This window comes from Xanthomonas sp. 3307 (assembly GCF_014199735.1).
Taxonomy (GTDB): domain Bacteria; phylum Pseudomonadota; class Gammaproteobacteria; order Xanthomonadales; family Xanthomonadaceae; genus Xanthomonas_A; species Xanthomonas_A rydalmerensis.
Map to the genome: position 1 here is coordinate 41,599 of NZ_JACHOG010000012.1, position 23,231 is coordinate 64,829.

The 23,231-nt window shown below is 69.8% G+C and carries 18 protein-coding genes; 10 read left to right on the top strand and 8 right to left on the bottom strand.

Annotated elements, in window-relative coordinates:
* The gene (locus GGR64_RS19855) at window positions 1–2,808 is read left to right on the top strand and encodes a S9 family peptidase (RefSeq protein WP_221236303.1); all 2,808 of its coding nucleotides are present in this window, start codon (window positions 1–3) and stop codon (window positions 2,806–2,808) included.
* A gap of 208 nt (window positions 2,809–3,016) precedes the next feature.
* On the opposite strand, the gene aroA is transcribed toward GGR64_RS19855, so the two are convergent.
* The 3 genes from aroA to serC form a co-directional block, all read right to left on the bottom strand.
* Window positions 3,017–4,333 (bottom strand): 3-phosphoshikimate 1-carboxyvinyltransferase, encoded by a 1,317-nt coding sequence (aroA, locus tag GGR64_RS19860; RefSeq protein WP_184647994.1) that lies wholly within the window; start codon window positions 4,331–4,333, stop codon window positions 3,017–3,019.
* A gap of 563 nt (window positions 4,334–4,896) precedes the next feature.
* Window positions 4,897–6,045, bottom strand: a complete 1,149-nt coding sequence (gene pheA / locus GGR64_RS19865) for a prephenate dehydratase (RefSeq protein WP_160970989.1) — start codon at window positions 6,043–6,045, stop codon at window positions 4,897–4,899.
* A gap of 78 nt (window positions 6,046–6,123) precedes the next feature.
* Window positions 6,124–7,209: a 3-phosphoserine/phosphohydroxythreonine transaminase gene (gene serC / locus GGR64_RS19870; protein ID WP_184647996.1), complete on the bottom strand. Its 1,086-nt coding sequence runs from the start codon at window positions 7,207–7,209 to the stop codon at window positions 6,124–6,126.
* A 154-nt stretch (window positions 7,210–7,363) separates the two neighbouring features.
* On the opposite strand from serC, the gene msrP reads away from it, so the two are divergent.
* Both msrP and msrQ read left to right on the top strand, forming a co-directional pair.
* Window positions 7,364–8,332: a protein-methionine-sulfoxide reductase catalytic subunit MsrP gene (msrP, locus tag GGR64_RS19875; protein WP_184647998.1), complete on the top strand. Its 969-nt coding sequence runs from the start codon at window positions 7,364–7,366 to the stop codon at window positions 8,330–8,332.
* 105 nt (window positions 8,333–8,437) lie between these two features.
* A complete protein-coding gene (gene msrQ, locus GGR64_RS19880) occupies window positions 8,438–9,067 on the top strand; it encodes a protein-methionine-sulfoxide reductase heme-binding subunit MsrQ (protein WP_184648000.1) in 630 nt (209 codons plus the stop codon).
* On the opposite strand, the gene GGR64_RS19885 is transcribed toward msrQ, so the two are convergent.
* Entirely contained in the window at window positions 9,036–9,836 is an 801-nt protein-coding gene (locus tag GGR64_RS19885) for an FHA domain-containing protein (protein ID WP_160970985.1), read from the bottom strand. The genes msrQ and GGR64_RS19885 overlap by 32 nt on opposite strands.
* Window positions 9,837–9,952: 116 nt before the next feature.
* On the opposite strand from GGR64_RS19885, the gene GGR64_RS19890 reads away from it, so the two are divergent.
* Window positions 9,953–10,228 carry a polyhydroxyalkanoic acid system family protein gene (locus GGR64_RS19890; RefSeq protein WP_184648002.1) on the top strand — a complete coding sequence of 92 codons (276 nt, stop codon included), beginning with the start codon at window positions 9,953–9,955 and terminating at the stop codon, window positions 10,226–10,228.
* 490 nt (window positions 10,229–10,718) lie between these two features.
* Here the strand turns inward: GGR64_RS19890 and GGR64_RS19895 are convergent, their stop codons facing one another.
* Window positions 10,719–11,438, bottom strand: coding sequence for a hypothetical protein (locus GGR64_RS19895; RefSeq protein ID WP_184648004.1), 720 nt, complete (start codon window positions 11,436–11,438; stop codon window positions 10,719–10,721).
* An 87-nt stretch (window positions 11,439–11,525) separates the two neighbouring features.
* Between GGR64_RS19895 and GGR64_RS19900 the strand changes: the two genes are divergently transcribed.
* The 3 genes from GGR64_RS19900 (at window position 11,526) to GGR64_RS19910 (ending at window position 14,770) form a co-directional block, all read left to right on the top strand.
* Entirely contained in the window at window positions 11,526–12,791 is a 1,266-nt protein-coding gene (locus tag GGR64_RS19900; protein WP_184648006.1) for a patatin-like phospholipase family protein, read from the top strand.
* Between the two features lie 127 nt (window positions 12,792–12,918).
* Window positions 12,919–13,569, top strand: a complete 651-nt coding sequence (locus GGR64_RS19905; RefSeq protein WP_160970980.1) for a phasin family protein — start codon at window positions 12,919–12,921, stop codon at window positions 13,567–13,569.
* A 199-nt stretch (window positions 13,570–13,768) separates the two neighbouring features.
* Window positions 13,769–14,770: a restriction endonuclease gene (locus GGR64_RS19910; protein ID WP_184648008.1), complete on the top strand. Its 1,002-nt coding sequence runs from the start codon at window positions 13,769–13,771 to the stop codon at window positions 14,768–14,770.
* Window positions 14,771–15,065: 295 nt separating this feature from the next.
* On the opposite strand, the gene GGR64_RS19915 is transcribed toward GGR64_RS19910, so the two are convergent.
* The 3 genes from GGR64_RS19915 to GGR64_RS19925 form a co-directional block, all read right to left on the bottom strand.
* Window positions 15,066–17,054 (bottom strand): SDR family oxidoreductase, encoded by a 1,989-nt coding sequence (locus GGR64_RS19915; RefSeq protein ID WP_184648010.1) that lies wholly within the window; start codon window positions 17,052–17,054, stop codon window positions 15,066–15,068.
* Between the two features lie 176 nt (window positions 17,055–17,230).
* Complete coding sequence (gene hutC / locus GGR64_RS19920) at window positions 17,231–17,962, bottom strand: histidine utilization repressor (RefSeq protein ID WP_184648012.1); 732 nt, start codon at window positions 17,960–17,962, stop codon at window positions 17,231–17,233.
* Window positions 17,963–18,011: 49 nt separating this feature from the next.
* Entirely contained in the window at window positions 18,012–19,409 is a 1,398-nt protein-coding gene (locus GGR64_RS19925; protein ID WP_184648014.1) for a formimidoylglutamate deiminase, read from the bottom strand.
* 63 nt (window positions 19,410–19,472) lie between these two features.
* Here GGR64_RS19925 and hutI point away from each other — a divergent pair, with 63 nt between their 5' ends.
* The 3 genes from hutI to hutG all read left to right on the top strand — a co-directional run bounded on the left by hutI (window position 19,473) and on the right by hutG (window position 23,181).
* On the top strand, window positions 19,473–20,675 hold the full coding sequence (gene hutI, locus GGR64_RS19930) for an imidazolonepropionase (RefSeq protein ID WP_184648034.1): 1,203 nt from the start codon (window positions 19,473–19,475) through the stop codon (window positions 20,673–20,675).
* Window positions 20,672–22,210: a histidine ammonia-lyase gene (hutH, locus tag GGR64_RS19935; protein ID WP_184648016.1), complete on the top strand. Its 1,539-nt coding sequence runs from the start codon at window positions 20,672–20,674 to the stop codon at window positions 22,208–22,210. Before hutI ends, hutH begins: the two co-directional genes overlap by 4 nt.
* 107 nt (window positions 22,211–22,317) lie before the next feature.
* The gene (gene hutG, locus GGR64_RS19940) at window positions 22,318–23,181 is read left to right on the top strand and encodes an N-formylglutamate deformylase (protein WP_184648018.1); all 864 of its coding nucleotides are present in this window, start codon (window positions 22,318–22,320) and stop codon (window positions 23,179–23,181) included.
* The last annotated feature ends 50 nt before the right edge of the window (window positions 23,182–23,231 follow it).

The window sequence follows — 23,231 nt, forward strand, 5'->3', positions numbered from 1 at the left end:
ATGAGCATGCACGCATACCACGGCGACCCGCAGCTGCGTCAGCAAGTGATCGACCAGCTGTACGGCCTGGAACACGCGGGCCGCTGGGAGCACCGGCCTCTTTACTGGAACGGCGAGGTCGGCAGCGTCGTCGGCAGCCTGCTGCAGAGCGACGACCTCGACCGCTGGGAGGCGGACTTCGGCCTGCCGAAGTGGCTCGCCCTGGCAATCGACTCCATGGTCGCCGGCAATTCGACCCTCGGCGTGGCATGGGGCATCCACCTGCTGCAGGGCATTCCGCCCGGCATGCCGATGGATACGGTGGGCAGCCGTACCCTGCTGGAGCTGTTGAAGGGCAAGACCCACGGTCTGCACGGCCTGGAAGCGGCCGCAGGCCTGGCCGAGGCGCTGGAAGGCGTTGCCGCGCTGCATGCTGCACGCCTGGAGGGCCAGGACGTCGACGGCGCCCGCTGGCGCAAAGCCCGCCGCGCTGCGGTCGAGCAGACCAATGCCCGGGACCCCGGGTCGGTCGCCGCGGCCGTGGGATCGTGCATCGAAGCCGCCGCCTGGGACCCGACGCAGTCCCGCAGTGCCGTGTCGGACACCCTGCGCGGCTGGATGAACGCACGGATTGCGGCAAACATGGCCGACTATCCCTGGAGCAAGGCGGACGAGGACGACATGACGCAGGTGCTGGGAGCCCTGCATGAGGAAGATAAGGCCAGCCGCGAGCCGGGGGACACCGAATACACCAATGTCTTCCTTCTACTGGAGCAGAAGCATCCGGAGAAAGCCAAGCGGCTGAGGGCCTTCTACAGGTACCAGAGGAACCAGTACGCCAAGCAATGGCGCCAGGCAGCGCTGGCGCTGCAGAACATCCTGCATGCCGCCGACGGCTCCGCGCCCGCCGCGCTCATCCCGCGCAAGCACCTGTTCGCCAACCCGGCGCGTGCCGCCATGAGCATCAGTCCGGACGGCCAGTGGTTGGCCTGGCTGGCCGACGGCGATGGCGTCATGAACATCTGGGCCGCACCCAGCAGCAACCCGCAGGAGGCACGACAGATCACCCGCGACGCGCGACGCGGCATCCAGGGCTTCCACTGGACCTACCTCCCCGGCATGCTGCTGTTCTCGCAGGATCGCGACGGCGACGAGAACTTCCAGCTCTTCGGCGCAGACCTCACTGATGGATCCCTGCGCGCCCTGACGCCCGCCACGCCCGGCGTGCGCACGGGCGTGCAGAGCGTCAGCCGACAGCGGCGCGAGGAGATCGCCATCGTCTCCAACGCGCGCGACGCACGCTTCTTCGATGTGCACGTGCTGCACCTGCGCACCGGCCAGATGCAGTGCGTGCAGGAGAACACGGGCTTCGCCGGCTTCGTGCTGGATGACCAGTACGGAGTGCGGCTGGCCGTGCGCAATACCCAGGACGGCGGCAGCCAATGGCTTCGGCGCGATGCCGCCGGGGCCTGGCAGCCGTGGCAGGTGTTCTCGGCCGAAGACGGGCGCAGTTCCGGCCCCTCCCATTTCGATGCCGAGGGCACAACGCTGTACGCCTACGACAGCCGCGGGCGCGACACCGCCGCGCTGGTCGCGATCGATTGGGACAGCGGCACCATCAGCGTGCTGGCCGAGGACCCGCGCGCGGACATCGGCGGCATGCTCACCGATGCCGCCAGCCACCGCCCCCTGGCCTACGGGGTCACCTACGAGCGCTTCAAGCTGCACATGCTGGACGAGGCTCTATGGCTCGACATCGAAACCCTCGACGATGCCGCCGGCAACGGCGAATGGCGCATGACCGCACGCACCGAGGACGACCAGCGCTGGATCGTCGCCCTGTCGTCGGACACGCGCCCCTCGTCGACGTGGCTGTACGACCGCCAGGCGCGCACGTTGCGGCACCTGATGGACCTGCGGCCCCGGCTGACCTGGGCGCCGCTGGCGCGGATGCAGCCGGTGGTCATCCCCGCGCGCGACGGGCTGCCGCTGGTGTCCTACCTCACCGTGCCCGTGGATGCCGACGCGGGCGATCTGCGCGCCGCCAATCCGCTGCCGCTGGTGCTGCTGGTGCACGGCGGCCCGTGGTCGCGCGACGCCTTCGGCTTCAACCCCATGCACCAGTGGCTGGCCAACCGCGGCTATGCGGTGCTGAGCGTCAACTTCCGCGGCTCGACCGGATTCGGCAAGCGCTTCGTCAACGCGGCAGACGGCGAATGGGGCCGCAAGATGGACGAAGACCTGGACGACGCCGTGGCCTGGGCGCTGCAGCGTGGGATCGCCGATCCGCAACGCCTGGCCATCTTCGGCGGCAGCTACGGCGGCTACGCCGTGCTGTCGGCGCTCACGCGCTATCCCTCGCGCTATGCCTGCGGCATCGACGTGGTGGGGCCGTCCAACCTGGAAACGCTGCTCGCCTCTATTCCCGCCTACTGGGAAGCGGACCGCGTGCGCCAGCACCGCGCGCTGGGCGACCCGAGCACTGAGGAGGGATTGGCCCAGTTGCGCGACCGCTCGCCGCTGCACCGCGCCGCGCAGATCCGCACGCCGCTGCTCATCGCCCAGGGCGCCAACGATCCGCGGGTGAAACAGGCCGAATCCGAACAGATGGTGGCTGCGCTGCGACAGAACGGCATCGCGGTGACCTACGCGCTCTACACGGACGAGGGCCATGGCTTCGTGCGCGAGGCCAACCGCATGTCGTTCAACGCGCTGTGCGAGGACTTCCTGAGCCGCCACCTCGGGGGCCGCGCGGAAGCCTGGTCGGAAGCGGACTATCCGGGCCATTCGCTGCTGCTGGCACAGCACTCCGCACGCCAGGTCGCGTAATCGGCGCGGTCTTCGCCACCTCGCCGCGCTCTGCGTCGCGGCGGGTGGCCGGGATCGCGCACGCGAGGCTCCAGCGCCTTGCCCCGATCACGCCCACCAAGGCCGGTGGCGCGCTCGACACGGACGCTCCGCCAGATGGATCGGGCATCTGGCGATCGATGATCGAGGCACGCACCGCGGCCTGCGCTCGGCAGGCCGCAGTCATGCCTCAACCGGCAGCGCGCAACCCGAATCCAGCGCCGCGCGCCAGCGCGTCGAAGCCCGGGAACGACGTCGCCACGTTCGCCACGTCCTCGATCCGCACCTCGCCTTGCGCCAGTTGCCCGGCGATGGCAAAGGCCATGGCGATGCGATGGTCGCCGTGGCTCTCGATCTTCCCCGCACCCAGCGTACCGCCGTGGATGGTGGCGCCGTCGGGCGTTTCGTCGACGACGATGCCCAAGCTGCGCAGGCCGGTGGCCATCGCCGCCAGGCGGTCCGACTCCTTGACCCGCAACTCCGCCGCACCGCTGACCACGGTCTGTCCCTGCGCCGCGGCCGCGGCCACGAACAGCGCGGGGAATTCGTCGATCATGTCCGGTACGACGGTCTCGGGAATCGTCGCACCGCGCAGCGGCGCGTAGCGCACGCGCAGGTCGGCGACCGGCTCGCCGCCGTGCTCGCTGTGGTTGTGCTCGACGATGTCCGCTCCCATCAGCCGCAGCGCGGCCAGCAGACCGGTCCGGCGCGGATTGAGTCCGACCGCCTTCAGGATGATGTCCGAGCCGGGGATGACGCTGGCGGCGACGATGAAGAACGCCGCCGAGGAGAAGTCCGCCGGCACCGCGATGTCGGTGGCGCGCAGGCGCTGGCCGCCGCGCAGGCGCGCCTGGCCCGGCGCGAAGTCGATCTCCACGCCGAACGCGGACAGCATGCGCTCGGTGTAGTCGCGGGTGGGATGCGGTTCCTGCACCGAGGTGACGCCCTCGGCGTACAGCCCGGCCAGCAGCACCGCCGACTTGACCTGGGCACTGGCCACCGGCGAGACGAACTCGATGCCGCGCAGCGGCTGGCCGCCATGGATGCGCAGCGGCGGCACCCCGTTGGCCTCGGTGTCGATGCGCGCGCCCATCAGCGCCAGCGGCTCGGTGACCCGGCGCATCGGCCGCTTGGACAGCGATGCATCGCCGACCAGCACGCTATCGAACGGCTGCGCCGCGAGCAGCCCGGCGAGCAGGCGCATGCCGGTGCCGGCGTTGCCGCAATCCAGCTCGCCCTGCGGCGCCTGCAGCCCATCCACGCCCACCCCAAGTACGACGCGCTGCGACGGCGACGGCGTCTCGATCCGCACCCCGAGCCGCGCAAAGATCGCCGCGGTCGAACGCGTGTCCTCGCCCTCGAGGAACCCCTCGATCCGCGACGTGCCATCGGCCAACGCCGCGAACATCACCGCCCGGTGCGACACCGACTTGTCCCCCGGCACCGTCAGCGTGCCCTGCAGCGCAGTGCCACGCGTTGCGATCCAGCCTTGCTCGTTGCTCATCATCGTTCCTGAAAGTCCAACCACCCGAAGGTCCACACCACCGCAGCCCAAGACAATCACCGCCACCGCTGTTACTACGGCTGTTGCTGTTGCTGTTGCTGCTGTTGCTGCTGTTGCTGCTGTTGCTGTTGTTGCTGTTGTTGCTGTTGCTTCTCTGCTTTTGCTGTTGGGCCCCCGTGAGGGCTGGCGGACACGGCGGGTAAAACCCCGTGAGGGGCGACGCGCAGGATGCGCGTCGTTTTCGGAAGGCACATGGATGTGCCTTCCGATGTCCCGCCGTGGCCGCGGACCCCGCGCGAAGCGCGGGGCAGCCCGTTAGGGGTGTGCTTTCTTTTGGTTACTTTGATCAGCCTCCGGCTGCTGTAAAGCGCTTCTTTGCACAAGCAAAGAAAAGTGACTCGCGCAAAGCGCGAAAGCTGTTGCTGTTGCCTTTGCTGTTGCCTTTGAAGAAGAAATCATCCCGAAGAACGCCTGGTCGCGGCTGAAGCCGCTCCTACACAGGCGCACCTCTTTTCGTCATCAAAGCGCCCTGCCGCGATCAGAGCCGAAGCAACAGCGCAACCACCTCAAGGCACCGCCACCGGATACGACCCCAACACCTTGATCTGCGCCGAATGCGCCTTCAACTCCGCCAACGCCGACTTCATCGCCTCATCCTCCACATGCCCCGCCAGATCGATGAAGAACCCGTACTCCCACTTCGCCTGATGCGACGGCCGCGACTCGATCCGATTCATGCTGATCCCATGCCGCGCGAACGGACTGAGCACATCGAACAGCGCACCCGGCTTGTCGTGGATGAACACCAGCACCGACGTACGATCGTGCCCCGACGGCGGGAAGATCTGCCGCCCGATCACCAGGAAGCGCGTGGTGTTGTCCGCGTCATCCTCGATCGACTTCATGATCACCTTCTTCAGCGCATACACATGCGCCGCGCTCTCCCCGCCGATTGCCGCCGCATCGTCGGCGTTGCGCGCGCGGCGCGCGCCCTCGGCGTTGCTGGAGACCGGAATCTTCTCCACCTTCGGCAGGTTCGCGCGCAGCCAGCCGGCGGTCTGCGCGAACGACTGCGGATGCGCGTAGATCCGCTCGATCGCGTCCAGCCGCCCGCTGCGCGAGAGCAGGAACTGGTGCACGCGCAGCTCGGTCTCGCCGCAGATCTTCAGGTTGGAGGTCAGGAACATGTCCAGGGTGACCTGGATCGTGCCCTGCCCCGAGTTCTCCACCGGCACCACGCCGAAGTCGGCATTGCCGCTTTCCACTTCCTGAAACACTTCCTCGATGGTGGCCATCGGCAGGCCCACCGCGGAGCGGCCGAAGTGCTTGAGCACCGCCTGCTGGCTGAAGGTGCCTTCTGGCCCCAGGTAGCCGATCTTCAGCGGTTCCTGCTGCGCCAGGCACGCGGACATGATCTCGCGGAACACGTGCACCAGCACTTCGTCGCTGAGCGGGCCCTGGTTGCGGTCCACCACCATGCGCAGCACCTGCGCCTCGCGCTCGGGGCGGTAATAGTCCACCGCCGCGGCGAGCTTGCCCTTGGCCTTGCCGACCTGGTGCGCGAACTGCGCGCGCTCGGCGATCAACGCCTGGATGGTGCGGTCGATCTCGTCGATCTTGGCGCGGACGTCGGCCAGGGCCGGCGTGGCGGCGGGCTTGGCCGACTTGGACGATTTCGGGTCGGCGGCGGGGGATTGCTTCGGCTTTGCGGCCATGGATCAGGGGTTCCTCGGTGGTCCGGATCGCCGAGCGATCCGGTCGCGGCTGAAGCCGCTCCTACAAAAATCGGCGACTCAGCCGTGGCGCTGCTGGAAGTCGCGCATGAACGCCACCAGCGCCTGCGCGCCGGCCAGGGGCATGGCGTTGTACAGCGACGCACGGATGCCGCCGACCGCCTTGTGCCCCTTCAACGCCAGCAGACCGGCCGCCTTGGATTCGGCGACGAAGCGCGCGGTGAGGGTCTCGTCCGGCAGGAAGAACGGGATGTTCATCCGCGAACGCACCGCCGCCGCGACCTCGTTGCGGTAGAAACCGCCGGAGGCGTCGATCGCCGAATACACCAGCGCCGACTTGGCCTGGTTGCGCTCGGCGAACGCCTGCACCCCGCCCTCGGCCAGCATCCACTTGAACACCAGCCCGGCCAGGTACCAGTTCCAGGTCGGCGGCGTGTTGAGCATGGAGTCGCGCGCCACGTGCGAGCGGTAGTCGAAGATGTCCGCGCGCGGCTGGCCGGCGCGTTCGAGCAGGTCGCGGCGGATGATGACCACGGTGACGCCGACCGGGCCGAGATTCTTCTGCGCGCCGGCGTAGATCAGCGCGTACTTGGACACGTCGATCGGCTCGGAGGCGATGCTGGAGCTGAAATCGGCGAACAGCGGCACAGCGCCGACATCCGGCGTGTCGCGGAACTCCACGCCGTGGATGGTCTCGTTGGCGGTGATGTGCACGTAGGCCGCATCGTCGCGCAACTGCCAGGCGGCACGCGGCGGGATGTCGCGGAAGCCGTCGGCCTCGCTGCTGGCGGCCACGTGCACGTCGACGTAGGGCCCGACCTGCTTGATCGCGGTCTTGCCCCAGTGTCCAGTCACCACGTAGTCCACGGTCTGCCCGGGCGCGGTGAAGTTCAGCGCCAGCAGCGCCTGCTGGGTGGTGGCGCCACCGGCCAGGAACAGCACGGCGTAGTCGTCGGGAATGCCGATCAGCCGGCGCAGGTCGGCGTCGGCCTGCGCCGCCACCTCCATGAACTCGGCGCCGCGGTGGCTCAGCTCCACGATCGAGGCACCGACGCCGTTCCACTCCAACATCTCCGCCTGCGCCTGGCGCAGGACCGATTCCGGCAAGGCAGCGGGGCCGGCACTGAAATTGAACGCGCGCGTCATGGGGCACCTATCGGACAGGACCCCTAGTATGCCGCAGCGCAACAGCTTGCGGCCCGGGCAATTTAGGTTGCATTTGCATCCATTCGCCCTGCGCATGCGTAGTCTGTGTTGAAGTCCCCGCCACTGCTCGCCCCCTTCGCTCCAGGAGTCCGCCATGTCGTTGCGCGATGCCCTCACCGTCCCCAGCCGCGAGATCACCGACGAGGCGGTCTACCGCGACCGGCGGCGCCTGCTGCAGATCCTGGCGATGACCCCGATGGCCGGCCTGGTCGGTTGCGCCGATGCCGAGCCGCCGGCCCCGCCGAAGACCGTGGTGACCCCGGAGCAGGCGCGCAGCGGGTTCCGTACCAACGAGGAGCTGACCCGCTACGAGGACGTGACCAGCTACAACAACTTCTACGAGTTCGGCACCGACAAGACCGATCCGTCGAAGGCGGCCAAGACCCTGCGCACCTCGCCGTGGTCGGTGAAGGTGTCCGGCGAATGCGAGAAGCCCGGCACGCTGTCCCTGGACGACCTGCTCAAGGGCCACACGCCCGAGGAGCGCATCTACCGCCTGCGCTGCGTGGAAGGCTGGTCGATGGTAATCCCGTGGCTGGGCGTGCCGCTGGGCGATGTACTGAAGCGCTTCGCGCCGACCTCCAAGGCCAAGTACGTCGCCTTCACCACCCTGGCCGATCCGCAGCAGATGCCCGGCATCCGCTACAGCTCGATCGACTGGCCGTACAAGGAAGGCCTGCGCATCGACGAGGCCATGCATCCGCTGACCCTGCTCGCCACCGGCCTGTACGGCAAGCCGCTGCCGCAGCAGAACGGCGCGCCGCTGCGGCTGGTGGTGCCGTGGAAGTACGGCTTCAAGAGCATCAAGTCGATCGTCGAGATCCGCTTCGTCGAGCGCATGCCGGAAACCGCCTGGCACGAACTGCAGCCGTCCGAGTACGGCTTCTTCTCCAACGTCAATCCGGCGGTGGACCACCCGCGCTGGAGCCAGAAGACCGAACGCCGCATCGCCGGCAAGGCCAGCAAGCTGTTCGCCGAGCGCATCCCCACCCGCCCGTTCAACGGCTATGCCGACCAGGTGGCGTCGCTGTATGCGGGGATGGATCTGAAGAAATGGTATTGAGCCGGGATTGGGGATTCGGGAGTGGGGATTCGTGGAGCGGTCGCTGCGCGCGGCGGGTTTGCTCGTCCTCCCTGGCATCGTTGGTGCGCATTGGTTTGAGACTGCATGGCTAAGACCTCCGCTTCGTTGATCGCCGCCAAGGCGGTGGTGCATGCGTTGGCGCTGGCGCCGATGGTGTACCTGGGCTGGCAGTTCTGGCAGGTATGGCAGGCCGGCAGCGACGCGCTCGGCGCCGATCCGGTGGCCGAGGTCGAGCACCGCACCGGGCTGTGGGCGCTGCGACTGGTGCTGCTGACCCTGGCGATCACGCCGCTGCGGCAGTTGACCGGGCAATCGGTGCTGCTGCGCTTCCGGCGCATGCTCGGGCTGTATGCGTTCTTCTACGCGACCGTGCATCTGGCGGCCTACCTGGGGCTGGACCTGCGCGGTTACTGGACGCAGATCTTCGAGGAGATCGTCAAACGCCCGTATATCACCGTCGGCTTCCTCGCCTGGTTGCTGCTGGTGCCGCTGGCCATCACCTCCACCCAGGGCTGGATGCGCCGGCTCAAGCGCAACTGGGGCAAGCTGCACAAGGCGATCTATGCGATCGGCGTGCTCGCCGTGCTGCACTTCTGGTGGCTGGTGAAGTCCGATATCCGCGAACCGCTGCTGTACGCGGCGATCCTGGCGGTACTGCTGGGCTGGCGCGGCTGGCGGGCGCTCAGCGCGCGCCGAACCACAGCAGGCCGCTGAGTGCGGCGGCCAGCAGCAAGGCGCTGAGCAACAACCACGGCCAGCGCCGCGCGGTGGCCGGGCGCGGCGCCACCGCCGCCGGCGTCAGCGCCAATGCCGCCAATGCCGGGTCGTCGCGCAGCGGCTCGGCGCCGACCACCTGCGGGACTTCCAGCACGAACCGGTGCTGGGCATCGAACACCACCTGATCGCCAGGCTGCAGCCAGCAGCTGCGCACGGTGACGCCATTGACCTGGGTCTGCGCATCGCCGAAGCCGCGCAGCAGCACCCGCTCGCCGTGCCGCTCCAGGCGCGCGTGCTGCTCGGCGCAGGCCGGATCGTCGATGCGGATGTCGCACTCGCGCAGGCGGCCGATGCTGCGTACCCGGTCCACGGTAAAACTGCGGCCGTGGTGCGGACCGCCGACGCCGCGCAGCACCAGGCGCGGATCGTCGTGCTCGGCCTCGCTGACCTCGGGCAGGCGCTGCAACGGCTCGCACTTGCCCTGCACCACCATTTCCACGCCGTCGGCGTAGACCGCGTCGCCGGCGCGCAGCAGGGCCATGCGCCGCACCGGGCGGCCGTTGACGTGGATGCCGCGGCTGCCGTTGGCGACCTGCAGCCACAGGCCGCGCCGGTCCAGGCAGAACTGCGCCAGCAGCAGTGCGCCCTGAGTGTCGTCGACCACGCTGACCTGGCCGGAGGCCAGGCGCACGATGCGATGCACGCCCGCGCGCAGGGGCCGGTCGGGATGTTGGCGGTTGCTGAAATGGACTTGCAGATCGTGCACGGCGGGCAGCCTAGCAGGTTGCCTGCGCGCGCAGAAGCGCGCGTGCTGGACAATGCACCGCGCATACGCACAATGCCTGATCGTTCACGCGGGCGCCCGCCCGCACAGGAGCCAGCATGTCCAGCATCGACATCCGCCACGACCACAGCAAGACCCCCGCGCAGGCCCGCAAGGCCATCGAGACCGCCGCCAAGAAACTGGCCGAGCGCTTCGACCTGGAATCGCACTGGGATGGCGATTCCTTGTTGTTCTCGCGCTCGGGCGTGGACGGACGCATCGAACTGCTGCCCAAGCAGGTGCACGTCACCGCCGAACTGGGCTTCCTGCTCTCGGCGATGAAGGGCACGGTGGAAAGCGAGATCCGTCGCGTGCTGTCGGAGAAGCTGGGCTGATAAGTGGATCGAGCCCCTCTCCCGCTGGGAGAGGGGTTGGGGTGAGGGTGCGGAGCGCGCAGCGCCTGCATGGATCTGCCGTTGCGAGGCTGCGCCCGTACCCTCATCCGCCCCTTCGGGGCACCTTCTCCCGGTGGGAGAAGGAACAGCTGAAAGCCCCTCTCCCGCCGGGAGAGGGGTTGGGGTGAGGGTGCGGCGCGCGAAGCGCCTGCACTACTCTGGCAATGCGAGGCTGCGCACGTACCCTCATCCGGCCCTACGGGCCACCTTCTCCCGGTGGGAGAAGGAACGGCGTAAGCCCCTCTCCCCTCGGGAGAGGGGTTGGGGTGAGGGTGCGGCGCGCGAAGCGCGTGCACCAAGCTGGCTACGCGAGGCTTCGCCCGTAGCCTCATCCGCCCCTTCGGGGCACCTTCTCCCGGTGGGAGAAGGAACGGCTAAAGCCCCTCTCCCACCGGGAGAGGGGTTGGGGTGAGGGTCCGACCGCCCGCAGTCACTCCAACGCAAACGGATCCGGATCGCCCGCGAACAACCGCCGCGATACAGCACGCTCGGTGCTCTCGATATCGCCGATGAACCCTTCGGCGTCGCCCAGGGTGGAAAACGCGTCGAAGCCGCGTTCCAGAAACCCCTGCAGTTCCGACAGCCCCGCCGCCTTGGCCGGGCCGCGGGCGAAGCGCAGCAGCATGCGCACGCCCGGCGTATGCACCGCCTTGGCCAGGCCCAGGCCGACGCGGGCGATCAGATCGATCTGGCGCTGGCGCAGCCGCGGCAGTCCGGCCTGCCGATAGGCCTCGGCATACAACGCCTCGTCCAGGCGCTTGCGCCGCGGTGCCAGGGCCTGCAACGCGGCGGCCATGCGCAGATCCAGGGCGTGGGTCAGCGCGCCCAGTTCGATGCCGTCGGCGACCGTGTCCAGCAGCGACGCCGGCATCAGCCGCTGCATCATCGGCAACACCTTGACGATGTCGGCGTCGCGGCGGCTGAAGTCGCGGTCGCCATAGACGTCGGTGAGGAAGAACATCGCCGCCGGACGGCGCTGCGGATCCTCCAGGAAATGCTCGAAGCTGTGCTCCAGCCGCTGCGACTGCCAACGCCGCAGCTCCTGCAGCCAGCGCAGCGTGTTGCGCGGTTCGCGCGCGGGATCGTGCAGCGCCTGGTGCCACGCCAGACGGCGGCCGAGTCGTTCCAGGACGGGAGTGCTGCGCGCCATGGGCGCCGATGATGGTCGCAGCCCGGCACGACCGCAAGCGTCACCGTGCTCGGCTACACTCGCGCCACTGCCTCCAGCGGACCGCGCATGCTTTCCCTCCACAGCGCCTCGCCCCGTCCCCACTCCAACGGCCGCATCGGCCTGGCCATCGCCGGCGGCGGCCCGATCGGCGGCATGTACGGCCTCGGCGCGCTGCGCGCCCTGGACGAAGCGCTGGACGGACTGGACCTGACCCGACTGGATTGCTACGTGGGCGTCAGCTCCGGTGCGTTCCTGACCGCCGGTCTGGCCAACCGGATCAGCAGCGCCGAGATCTGCCGGATCTTCGTCACCGGCAACAGCGACGATGCGCGGTTCCGCCCGGAAGATTTCCTGCGACCCAACGTCTACGAATACCTGCGCAGGGCCGCGACCCTGCCAGGGCTCGCCTACGGCTGGTGGCACGACCTGCTCACCGAGCCGCGCAAGACCCGCTGGTCGGACCTGATCACCCGCTTCGGCGGGCTGGTGCCCAGCGGCCTGTTCGACAATGCCGGGGTCGAGCGCTTCCTGCAGGACGTGTTCAGCCGTCGCGGCCGCAGCAACGATTTCCGCGACCTCGACGCCAACCTGTTCGTTGTCGCGGTGGATCTGGACAGCGGCGGCACAGTGCGCTTCGGCGAGCCGGGCATGGACCACGTGCCGATCTCGTTGGCGATCCAGGCCAGCGCGGCATTGCCGGGGCTGTACCCGCCGGTGCAGATCGACGGCCGCCATTACGTGGACGGCGCGCTGCGCCGCACCATGCATGCCTCCACCCTGCTGGAGCGCGGCATCGACCTGATGATCGGGATCAACCCGCTGGTGCCCTACGACGCCACCCACGCGCCGCGCCGCAACGGCCACGTCGACCGCGCGCGGCTGCTCGCCGGCGGCCTGCCGGCGGTGCTGTCGCAGACCTTCCGCACCCTGCTGCAATCGCGGATGCAGGTGGGGCTGGAGAAGTACGCGCGGCAGTACCCGCAGGTGGACCAGTTGGTGTTCGAGCCCAACGCCGACAACGGCGAACTGTTCTTCACCAATCTCTTCAGCTATGCCGCGCGCCACCGCGTGTGCCAGCTCGCCTACCGCAACACCCTCTCCGACCTGCGCCGCAATGCGCAGACGCTGGAGCCGCTGCTGGCCGCGCACGGCATCGCGCTGCGCCATCCGATCCTCAACGACCGCAAGCGCACCTTCCTCGATGGCGTGGACGTGCAGCCGCGGCGCATGACCGAGACCACCGCGCGGCTGCGCCGGGCGCTGGACGACGTCGACCAGGTCATCGCCAACCGGCGTGCCACGCGCGGTACCCGCCGTTCGCCGGGGGCGTAGCCAACGCCGCGCCTGCCGACGTCGGCATCGCGTTCCGCGCACCCCACGCGCACGCTGGTGTGATTACTCTAGTCAACCTCCCGAGTCTCGACCTCCGCCACTCATTCGCCGAAGGAACCGCACCGTCATGGCCACTCTGAAGAAATCCGCCCGCAAGAAGCGCAGCACCGCCCCTGCCGACGACACCCTGCAGGCGCAGGCGGAGAAGCTGTCCAAGCGCCTGGGCGAATCGGCGCAGCAGGTCTGGCTGGCCGGCGTCGGCGCGTTCGGCCGCGCCCAGGCCGAAGGCGGCAAGCTGTTCGAGACCCTGGTGAAGGAAGGGCTGAACCTGGAGCAGAGCACGCGCAAGCTGGCCGGTGGCGGCGTCGACGCGGTGCGCGATGCGGTGGAGAACCGGGTCGGCCAGGCCCGCGAGCGCGCCGCCGACACCTGGGACCGCCTGGAGAAGGTGTTCGAGGATCGCGTGCAGCGCGCCCTGCGCCGCCTGGAAGTGCCCAGCCGCGAGGACCTGGGCGCGCTGATCGACCGCGTGGATGCGCTCAACGGCGAGCTGCGTCATCTGCGCGGCGGCCGTGCGCCGCAGGCATCGGGCAAGGCGCCGGCAGCGAAGAAGGCCACCAAGAAGACCGCCGCGGCGCAGCCCGGCGCCGCCAAGCGCGCGGCACCGGCACGTCGACGCGCCGGCCCGGTGGTCGCCAAGGTCGCGCCCGCCAAGAGCGCCACCGCGCCCAAGCGCGCCAGCCGCAAGCGCAATGTGGCGCCGACCCCGGCCGAGTAACCGGATTGTTGCAAAGCAGCACGTTTTTCCAGACAATCGAAACGGACCCGCCAGTCCATCAGAAGACCGTTTGCTCCCCTCCCCTCTCGGCTTCGGACTGGCGGGTCTTTTCTGTCCGCCTCCACCGCTGTCGCCTTGCCGGCGCCGTGACACGCTGGCGATACACTGACTTCTTTACGGCGCGTGTGCGGGTGCAAGCATGTTTTCCTGGATAGCGGCAGCGATCTTGGCGGTCGCGGCATGGCTGGCGGCCAGCCTCTACCTGTGGCTGGTGCGGCGCCGCGAAAACGAGACCATGGCCGGGCTGCACGCGCTGGCCGGGCTGCACTGGCGCGATTTCTCCTACATGGTGCGGCGCGCGATGCGCGAGCAGCGCGACCTGCAGGACGCCGCCGTCGACGAGCACGCCAGCCAGGAACCGCAAAGCGACTTCGTGATGACCCGCGGCGACGCGCGTTGGCTGCTGTCGTGCAAGCACGGACGGGCTTACCGGATCGGCTCGGCCGCGGTCAACGAACTGGGTGCGGCAGCGCGGCTGATGGGCGCGCAGGGCGGCATCCTGATCACCGAGGGCAAGGTGCAGCGCGACGGCATCGCCGCGGCCGAGAAACAGGCGGTGGAAATCCTCGACGGCCGGCGCATCTGGCCGATGCTCAAGCCCTACCTGCCCAGCGAACTGGAAGACGGCGTGATCGGCGCCAGCCGCCGCCGCGCGCAGCGCCACATCGCCATCGCCGGCCTGGCCTCGCTCGCGCTGGGCGTGGTGACCGGCGTCGGTGCCCTGGCCCTGCAGCAACCCGCCGAGCCGCCAGCTTCCGTGGCCGCACCTGTGCCACCGCCGGCGCCCGCCGCACCGGCAGCCCCCACGCAGGCCACCGCCGCGCCAACGAACAGCGCCGTCGCCGCGCCGCAACCAGCACTCGACGACACCGGCAACCTGGCCGAACCCGACCCCGCCACCGAACAGCGCCACCGCCAGGCACTCTCCAAGACCCTGGCCGGCACCCCCGGCGTAATCCGCGGCATCTGGCAGACGCAGATGACCCTGGTGGTCGACCGCAGCGGCGACGACGCCCAGGTGTGGCCGCGCATCTGCCGCGAAGTGGAGCGCTACCCGAGCCTGCGCACCGTCCGCATCCAGCTCAACCCGCGCCCCGGCCACGCCGAGCCGGTGCGCTGGCGGCAATGTAGGACGTTTTGAGCGGGGATTGGGGAGTCGGGATTGGGGATTGGTAAAGGCGGCGGCGCTGCGACGGGTGGGCTGTTGCGAAGTCCTGCATTCCAATCAGGGCTCAATCACGCAGACGCCGCGTCGGCGCGGTCATTGCCATTTGCCCTAGGTCGCCTAGTTCTGAGGCAGCGCCTGCGCTGGCCGCTGCACGCCCCGCTGCGTCCCAGCGGAACGACAACGAGACCTCAGCCCACGCGAACGCGGATCCGATATCGGGAACCCGCTTTTGCGAATCCCCAATCCCGCCTCCCCAATCTCGGCCCCATCACCAATGCACGCCCCGCATCAGCGCAGCAAACGCGATCTGCTCCTGGCTGGGCTTGGCCTCGCGTAGCGCCTTGCGGTCGCCCTTGGCCGCGGCCGAGTCGGGGAACAGCTCGAAGGCGGTGTTCATCACCACCTCGTAGGCCTTCGGCGCCACCGCGTTGACCAGGGCGGCGAAGATGCCCAGGCGCGTGGCCACGCGGCTGGGGCGTTCGATGATCGCCTTGACCATCAGGTCGGCGGCCTCGTCCACGCTCAGGGTCGGCACGCTGTCGTACATCTTGGTCGGGGCGATCATCGGCGTCTTCACCAGCGGCATGTTGACCGTGGTGAAGCTGATGCCCTTGCCCGACAGCTCGCCCTGCGCGCAGCGGCTCCAGGCGTCCAGCGCGGCCTTGGAGGCGACGTAGGCGGAGAAGCGCGGCGAGTTGGCCAGCACGCCGATCGAGCTGACGTTGATGATGTGGCCCTTGCGCCGTGCGGTCATGCCCGGCAGCACGCCCATGATCAGGCGCAGGCTGCCGAAGTAGTTCAGCTGCATGGTGCGCTCGAAATCGTGGAAGCGGTCGTAGCTGAGTTCGATCGAGCGGCGGATCGAGCGGCCGGCGTTGTTGATCAGCACGTCGACATGGCCGTGCGCCTCCAGCACGGTCTTGAGCAGGCGGTCGCAGTCGGCCAGGTCGGACAGGTCGGCGGTGTAGGCGAAGACCTTGCCGCCCTTGGCGTTCATCGCGTCGCGTGCGGCATGCAGTTCCTGCTCGCCGCGGGCCACGATGACGGTGATGGCGCCGGCCTCGGCCACCCGCTGCGCGGTCGCCAGGCCGATGCCCGAGGAGCCGCCGGTGATCAGCACCACCTTGCCGCGGACCTTGCCCTTGAGCGAGCGGTCGACGAACAGATCCGGGTCCAGGTGCCGCTCCCAGTGGTCCCACAGGCGCCAGGCGTAGTCCTCCAGCCGCGGCACGGCGATGCCGCTGCCCTTCAGCGCGCGCTCGGTCTCGCGGCTGTCGAAGCGCGTGGGATAGGTGATGAACTTCAGCACCTCGCGCGGGATGCGGAAATCGCGCAGCAGCATGCCGGTGAAGCGGCGGATCGGCGGCAGGCTGCCGACCGCGGCGCGGATGCTCGAGGGCACGAACGCGAACATGCGCGCGTCCACCCGCAAGGTCATCTCCGGCGCGTGGCCGGCGCGGCAGAACACGTTGAGCACCTCGCCCACGCGCAGCGGCTCGGGGTCGGTGAGGTGGAAGGTATGGCCGTCGAGCTTGGGCTTGTGCGCGATGTGATCCATCGCATCGGCGACGAAGTCCACCGGCACCAGGTTGATCCGCCCGCCCTCGATGCCCAGCATCGGTGCCCACGGCGGCAGCAGCTGGCGCAGCTTCTTGATCAGCGGAAAGAAGTAGTACGGGCCGTCGATCTTGTCGATGGCGCCGGTGCGCGAATCGCCGACCACCATCGCCGGGCGGTAGATGCGCCACTTGACCCGGGTCTCGGCGCGCACCAGTGCCTCGGCATCGTGCTTGGTGCGCAGGTAGGGATCGTCCAGCCCCTCGGCTTCCTCGAACATGTCCTCGCGGAAGATGCCCGGGTACAGCCCGGCCACCGCGATCGAACTGGTGTGGTGGAAGATGCCGGCGCCAATTTGCGCGGCCAGTTCGAGCGCGTTGCGGGTGCCGTCGAGGTTGGCGACGCGCTGCTCCTCGGCCTTGGCGGTGAGGTCGTACAGCGCAGCCAGGTGGAAGAAATGCTTGACCTTGCCGTGCAGCGCCTTGCGCTGCGCCGCGTCCAGCCCGCAGCAGTCGGCGCCGACGTCGCCGTGCAGTACCACCAGGCGCTTGGGATCCCACCCCTGCTCGCGGACCAGCGTATCGAACTTGCGCTGCGACTCCTTGCGCAGCAGGACATGCACGGTGCCCTTGCGCCGCATCAGGTTGGCCATCAGATAGCGGCCGATGAAACCGGTGGCGCCTGTCACGAAATACGTCATGCCGAACCATCCCTCGTTCCGCGGCCACGGCCCCTCGCCCAGCCCCGGCGCTAACTTGCCAGAGTGCGGCGGACAGGACAAACGCACGCTGGAGTATGGTGAGTGCGTGCGCGACGTGCTGCATCACAGCATCGCAGTGCGCCTATGTGGCGACGCTCGTGTGCAGTGCGCCGGCTTCAGCGGGCGCCGGGCGAAAACCGCGCGACCAGGTCGTAGGTGTCGCCGAGGAACACCTGGCGCACGAAGGTCACCGCCTGCTCGCCGCGCCAGGTGCGGCGGTCGATCAGCAGGCAGGCCGTGCCGGCCGGCACCTGCAGGCGCGCCGCCTGCGCGGCACTGGCGCCGACCGCGCTGATGCGGTGCTCGGCGCGCGTCCACGGCACATGCTGCAGCAGCCAGCTGCCGGGCACGGTGACCGCGAAGTCCATCTGCAAGGCCTCGGGCACCGCCACCGGATTGATCACCCGCTCTTCCAGCGCGAACGGACGACCATCGGCGTAGTGCAGGCACTGCAGCGCCAGCAGGCTGCCCCCGGCGGCGACCTCGGCTTCCTGTGGCAGCGCCACGCGCGGTGCGCGCTGCTGCCGCTCCAGCAGTTCGAAACGGTAGGCATGACCACGCGCGGCGACCTCGACCGGGATGTCCGGGATCTCCAGCGCGACCTGCTCCATGTGCGGATGCGGCCGCGCCACGAACGAACCAGCGCGGCGCCGGCGTTCGATCATGCCGGCGTCGGCGAGCAGCGCCAGCACCTTGTTGACGGTCATCCGCGAGCAGCCGTACTGCGCCATCAACTCGTGTTCGAACGGAATGCGATGACCGGGCGGCCACGCGCCGCTGCGGATATGCGCCTCGATGTCGCGGCGGATGCGCTGGCTGAGCGGCAGGATCGGTGCGGCCGGCGTCATCGGCAGTCCGTGCCGCGGCAGACAGCACACAGCGCGCGGGTGCCGCGGCTCATGCGTCCAGCAGCCGGGTCAGCGCGCGCGCATAGCGGGCGGCCACGCCCTCGCGCTGCAGGTGGCGGCCTTCGCGTACCAGTTCGCGGCCTTGGCGCCAGACCGAACGCACCGCGCCGCCGCGCGCGGCGAACAGCCAACTGTCCAGCCAGGCATCGCCATGGCGCGCCTGCAAGGCCGGATGTGCGGCGTCCAGCTCGACCAGATCGGCCGGCGCGCCCTCGCACAGGCCCTGGGCCACGCCGAGCGCCTGCGCCGCGCCCTGCGCCGCGGACTGGAACAGCAGGCGGCCACTGGACAGCGCGGTGTCGCCGGTCAGTACGTTGCGCCCGCGCAGGCTCAGGCGCTGGCCGTATTCGAGCAGGCGCAGTTCCTCGGCCGCATCGATCAGCACGTTGGAATCGGAGCCGACGCCGAAGCGGCCGCCGGCGCGCAGGAACACCGGCATCGGGAACAGGCCGTCGCCGAGGTTGGCCTCGGTGATCGGGCACAGCCCGACCACGGCGCCGCTGGCGGCGATGCCCTGCACTTCGCCGGCGTCGACATGGGTGGCGTGGACCAGGCACCAGCGCGCATCCACCGGCGCGTGCGCCAGCAACCACTGCACCGGCCGCTGCCCGCTCCAGGCCAGGCAGGCGTCGACCTCGCGGGTCTGTTCGGCAATATGGATGTGCACCGGGCCATCGCACAGCGGCAGCAGCGCCGCCAGTTCGTCCGGGGTGACCGCGCGCAGGCTGTGCGGGGCCAGGCCCAGCACCGCGTCGTCCAACCCCTGCAGGGCGCGGCGGCTGCCGTCCAACAGCGCGGCGAAATCGTCGACGTCGTGCAGCAGGCGCTGCTGCGCCGGATTCGGCGCGGCGCCGCCGAAGTCGGCATGTGCGTAGAACACCGGCAGCAGGGTCAGGCCGATGCCGCTGGTCTGGGCCGCGGCCGCCAGGCGCTGCGCCATCTCGGCACGGTCGGCATAGGGCCGGCCGTCGGCGGCGTGATGCACGTAGTGGAACTCGCCGACCCGGGTGAAGCCGGCCTCGAGCATCTCCACATAGGCCTGCTCGGCGATGGCCTGCAGATCGTCGGGGCTCAGCCGCTGCAGGAAGCGGTACATCAGTTCGCGCCAGCTCCAGAAGCTGTCGCCGCTGCGCCCACCGATCTCGGTGAGTCCGGCCATGCCGCGCTGGAAGGCGTGGCTGTGCAGATTGCCCAGCCCGGGCACCACGATGTCCAGGCGCCGATCGCCCGTGGCCGCGGGCACGCCGCGCTCCACCGTGGCGATGCGACCACCGCGCACGCCAATGCGCACGTCGCGCGCCCAGCCTTGCGGCAGCAACGCGTGCGCGCACCAGAATTCGCCCGATCCCGCCTTGCCACTGGCCTGCTGTTGCGCCTGGGTCTGCACTGGACACCCTCCATCGACCGCAATATTGTATATACAAAATAAACGACGAGCCTGCCCGTGACCATGCCCTGCGACACGCTCTGGCACAACGCGCACCTGATGACGCTGGACGCCGAGGACGGCGGATTGGGGCTGGTCCACGACGGCGTGGTGGCCTGCCGCGACGGGCGCATCGTCTACGCCGGCGCCGCCGCGCAATTGCCCGGCCCGCTGTCGGCACAACGCAGCATCGATTGCGGCGGGCGCTGGATCGGCCCCGGCCTGATCGACTGCCACACCCATCTGGTCTATGCCGGCAACCGCGCCGGCGAGTTCGAGCAACGCCTGCTCGGCGCCAGCTACGCCGACATCGCCCGCGCCGGTGGCGGCATCGTCTCCACGGTGCGCGCCACCCGCGCCGCCGACGAGGACGCCCTGCTCGCCGCCAGCCTACCGCGGCTGGACGCGCTGCTGGCCGAAGGCGTGACCACGGTGGAGATCAAGTCCGGCTACGGCCTGACTCTGGAGGACGAACTGCGCCTGCTGCGCGTGGCGCGGCGCCTGGGCGAACTGCGCGCGGTGGGGGTGTCGCCGACCTTCCTCGGCGCGCACGCCGTGCCGCCGGGGGCCGAGGCGCAGGCCTACATCGACGAGGTCTGCGAGCGCATGATCCCGGCCGTCGCCTCGCAGGGCCTGGCCGAGGCGGTGGACGTGTTCTGCGAGCACCTGGCGTTCACCCCGGCGCAGACCGAGCAGGTGTTCCAGGCCGCGCAGCGCCACGGCCTGGCGCTGAAGATCCATGCCGAGCAACTGTCCAACCAGGGCGGCGCAGCGCTGGCCGCACGCTACGGCGCGCGCTCGGCCGACCATGTCGAATACCTGGACGACGCCGGCGTCGCCGCGATGGCTGCCGCCGGCACTGTCGCGGTGCTGCTGCCCGGCGCGTTCTATTTCACCCGCGACACCCAGCTGCCGCCGATCGCCGCGCTGCGCGCCGCGGGCGTGCCGCGCGCGCTGGCCACCGACTGCAACCCCGGTACCTCGCCGCTGACCAGCCCGCTGCTGGCGATGAACCTGGCGGCGACGCTGTTCCGGCTGACCGTGGCCGAGTGCATCGCCGGCTTCACCCGCGAGGCGGCGCGCGCGCTCGGACGCCAGGAGCAGGTCGGCCGGCTGCGCGCCGGCCTGGCCTGCGACCTGGCGATCTGGGACATCGCCGAACCGGCCGAATTGGTCTATCGCATGGGCTTCAACCCGCTGCATGCGCGTATCTGGAGAGGACAATGAGCGACGACGAGATCCTGCTGCGCCCCGGCGCGGTCAGCCTGGCGCAATGGCGCGCCGTGTACCGCGGCGCCGGCGTGCGCCTGGACCCGGCCTGCGCCGACGCGGTGCTGCGCAGCGCGCGCACCGTGGAGGCGATCGTCGCCACCGGCGCGCCGGTGTACGGCATCAACACCGGCTTCGGCAAGCTGGCCAGCGTGCGCATCGAGCGCGAGGACCTGCAGGCCCTGCAGCGCAACATCGTGCTGTCGCACGCGGCCGGGGTCGGTGCGCCGATGCCGGTGCCGGTGGTGCGGCTGATGATGGCGCTGAAGCTGGCCAGCCTGGCCCAGGGCGCCTCCGGCGTGCAGCCGCAGACGCTGGCGCTGCTGGAAGCGCTGCTGCACCACGAGGTGATCCCGGTGGTGCCGTGCCAGGGCTCGGTCGGCGCCTCCGGCGACCTGGCGCCGCTGGCGCACCTGGCCACGGTGATGCTCGGCGTCGGCGAGGCCTTCGTCGGCGACGCGCGCCTGCCGGCGGCGCAGGCGCTGGCCCAGGCCGGACTGCAGCCGCTGACGCTCGGCGCCAAGGAGGGCCTGGCACTGCTCAACGGCACCCAGTTCTCCACCGCCTATGCACTGGCCGGGCTGTTCGAGATCGAGCGTGTGTTCCATGCCGCGTTGGTCGCCGGCGCGCTGTCCACCGAGGCCGCGAAAGGCTCGGACACCCCGTTCGATCCGCGCATCCACGCGCTGCGCGGCCAGCCCGGGCAGATCGCCACCGCCGCCGCGCTGCGTGAATTGATGCACGACTCGGCGATCCGCGATTCGCACCGCGACAACGACGTGCGCGTGCAGGACCCGTACTGCCTGCGCTGCCAGCCGCAGGTGATGGGCGCGGCGCTGGACGTGATGCGCCAAGCCGCCACCACTCTGGCCACCGAGGCCAACGGCGTCTCCGACAACCCGCTGGTGTTCAGCGACACCGGCGAGGCGCTGTCCGGCGGCAACTTCCACGCCGAACCGGTGGCCTTCGCCGCCGACATGCTGGCGCTGGCGGTGTGCGAGATCGGCTCGATCAGCGAGCGCCGCGTCGCCATGCTGGTGGACCCGGCGCTGTCCGGGTTGCCGGCGTTCCTGACGCCCAAGCCCGGCCTCAACTCCGGCTTCATGATCCCGCAGGTGACCGCCGCGGCGCTGGTCTCGGAGAACAAGCAGCGCGCCTATCCGGCCAGCGTCGACTCGATCCCGACCTCGGCCAACCAGGAAGACCACGTGTCGATGGCCGCGCACGGTGCGCGGCGCCTGCTGGCGATGGCCGAGAACGCGGCCAACGTGGTCGGTATCGAATTGCTGGCGGCCGCGCAGGGCTGCGACTTCCACGCGCCGCTGCGCTCCAGCGCCGCCCTGGAAGCGGCACGCGCGCTGCTGCGCGCCCGCGTGCCGGCGCTGCAGGACGACCGCTATTTCCACCCGGACATGCTGGCCGCCACCGCGCTGGTGCGCGACGGCGCGCTGGCCGCGGCGGTGGGGATGCCGTTGCCCGAGGTCAGTGTCTAATCCGACGACCCCTTGTAGGAGCGGCTTTAGCCGCGACCGGGCTTTCCCGGCAATGCCCTGTCGCGGCTAAAGCCGCTCCTACAGAACAGCACAACGCGCGAGGCCCTATGACATCCCTCCCAGACTGGCTCAGTGTGCACCGCGGCGATGCGCCGCTGATCGTCAGCTTCCCGCATACCGGCACCGAGTTGCCGGAGGCGCTGGCCGAGCGTTTCGTCTCGCCATGGCTGGCGCAGCGCGATGCCGACTGGTGGGTGCACCTGCTGTACGACTTCGCCAAGACACTCGGCGCGACCACCGTGCGCACCGCGATCTCGCGCTCGGTGATCGACGTCAACCGCGACCCGGCCGGGGTGTCGCTGTATCCCGGCCAGAACACCACCGGGCTGTGCCCGCTGACCACCTTCGACGCGCAACCGCTGTACCGGCCCGGCGCCGAGCCGGATGCGACCGAGATCGACGCGCGCCGCACGCGCTGGTTCGCGCCCTACCACGCCGCGCTGGATGCGGAGATCGCGCGCCTGCGCGCCCGGCACCCGGCGATCGTGGTGTACGACGCGCATTCGATCCGCTCGCGCATTCCGCACCTGTTCGACGGCGAGCTGCCGCAGTTCAACATCGGCAGTGCCGGCGCCTCCGGTGCGGTGGATAGCAGTTGCGCGGCGGCGCTGACCGATGCGGTGGAGCGCGTCTGCGCCGATAGCGGCTTCAGCCATGTGCGCAACGGCCGCTTCAAGGGTGGCTGGAGCACCCGCCACCACGGCGCGCCGGCCGACGGCGTGCACGCGATCCAGATGGAACTGGCCTGCCGCGGCTACATGCACGAGCCGGACACGGTCGACCCCAGCACTTGGCCGTCACCCTGGCAACCCGACCACGCCGCGCCGCTGCGCGCGGTGCTGCAGCAGGTGCTGCAGGCCTGCCTCGCCTTCGCCCGCAGCCCCGCCGCGTCCGGCCGCGCCGCCAACTGACGCGCGTGCACCGCGTTCCGCCTTCCGCGCATCCACCTGAGGATTCCCGC

What these genes read in the sequence shown, in the direction of transcription:
- hutC (WP_184648012.1), bottom strand. Translation starts at nt 17,962, where the DNA reads ATGACGCCGGCCGCACCGATCCTGCCGCTCAGCCAGCGCATCCGCCGC.
- pheA (WP_160970989.1), bottom strand. Translation starts at nt 6,045, where the DNA reads ATGGCCGCAAAGCCGAAGCAATCCCCCGCCGCCGACCCGAAATCGTCC.
- GGR64_RS19905 (WP_160970980.1), top strand. Translation starts at nt 12,919, where the DNA reads ATGGCCACTCTGAAGAAATCCGCCCGCAAGAAGCGCAGCACCGCCCCT.
- GGR64_RS19900 (WP_184648006.1), top strand. Translation starts at nt 11,526, where the DNA reads ATGCTTTCCCTCCACAGCGCCTCGCCCCGTCCCCACTCCAACGGCCGC.
- msrQ (WP_184648000.1), top strand. Translation starts at nt 8,438, where the DNA reads ATGGCTAAGACCTCCGCTTCGTTGATCGCCGCCAAGGCGGTGGTGCAT.
- GGR64_RS19910 (WP_184648008.1), top strand. Translation starts at nt 13,769, where the DNA reads ATGTTTTCCTGGATAGCGGCAGCGATCTTGGCGGTCGCGGCATGGCTG.
- GGR64_RS19895 (WP_184648004.1), bottom strand. Translation starts at nt 11,438, where the DNA reads ATGGCGCGCAGCACTCCCGTCCTGGAACGACTCGGCCGCCGTCTGGCG.
- aroA (WP_184647994.1), bottom strand. Translation starts at nt 4,333, where the DNA reads ATGATGAGCAACGAGCAAGGCTGGATCGCAACGCGTGGCACTGCGCTG.
- hutG (WP_184648018.1), top strand. Translation starts at nt 22,318, where the DNA reads ATGACATCCCTCCCAGACTGGCTCAGTGTGCACCGCGGCGATGCGCCG.
- GGR64_RS19890 (WP_184648002.1), top strand. Translation starts at nt 9,953, where the DNA reads ATGTCCAGCATCGACATCCGCCACGACCACAGCAAGACCCCCGCGCAG.
- serC (WP_184647996.1), bottom strand. Translation starts at nt 7,209, where the DNA reads ATGACGCGCGCGTTCAATTTCAGTGCCGGCCCCGCTGCCTTGCCGGAA.
- GGR64_RS19855 (WP_221236303.1), top strand. Translation starts at nt 1, where the DNA reads ATGAGCATGCACGCATACCACGGCGACCCGCAGCTGCGTCAGCAAGTG.
- msrP (WP_184647998.1), top strand. Translation starts at nt 7,364, where the DNA reads ATGTCGTTGCGCGATGCCCTCACCGTCCCCAGCCGCGAGATCACCGAC.
- hutI (WP_184648034.1), top strand. Translation starts at nt 19,473, where the DNA reads ATGCCCTGCGACACGCTCTGGCACAACGCGCACCTGATGACGCTGGAC.
- GGR64_RS19915 (WP_184648010.1), bottom strand. Translation starts at nt 17,054, where the DNA reads ATGACGTATTTCGTGACAGGCGCCACCGGTTTCATCGGCCGCTATCTG.
- hutH (WP_184648016.1), top strand. Translation starts at nt 20,672, where the DNA reads ATGAGCGACGACGAGATCCTGCTGCGCCCCGGCGCGGTCAGCCTGGCG.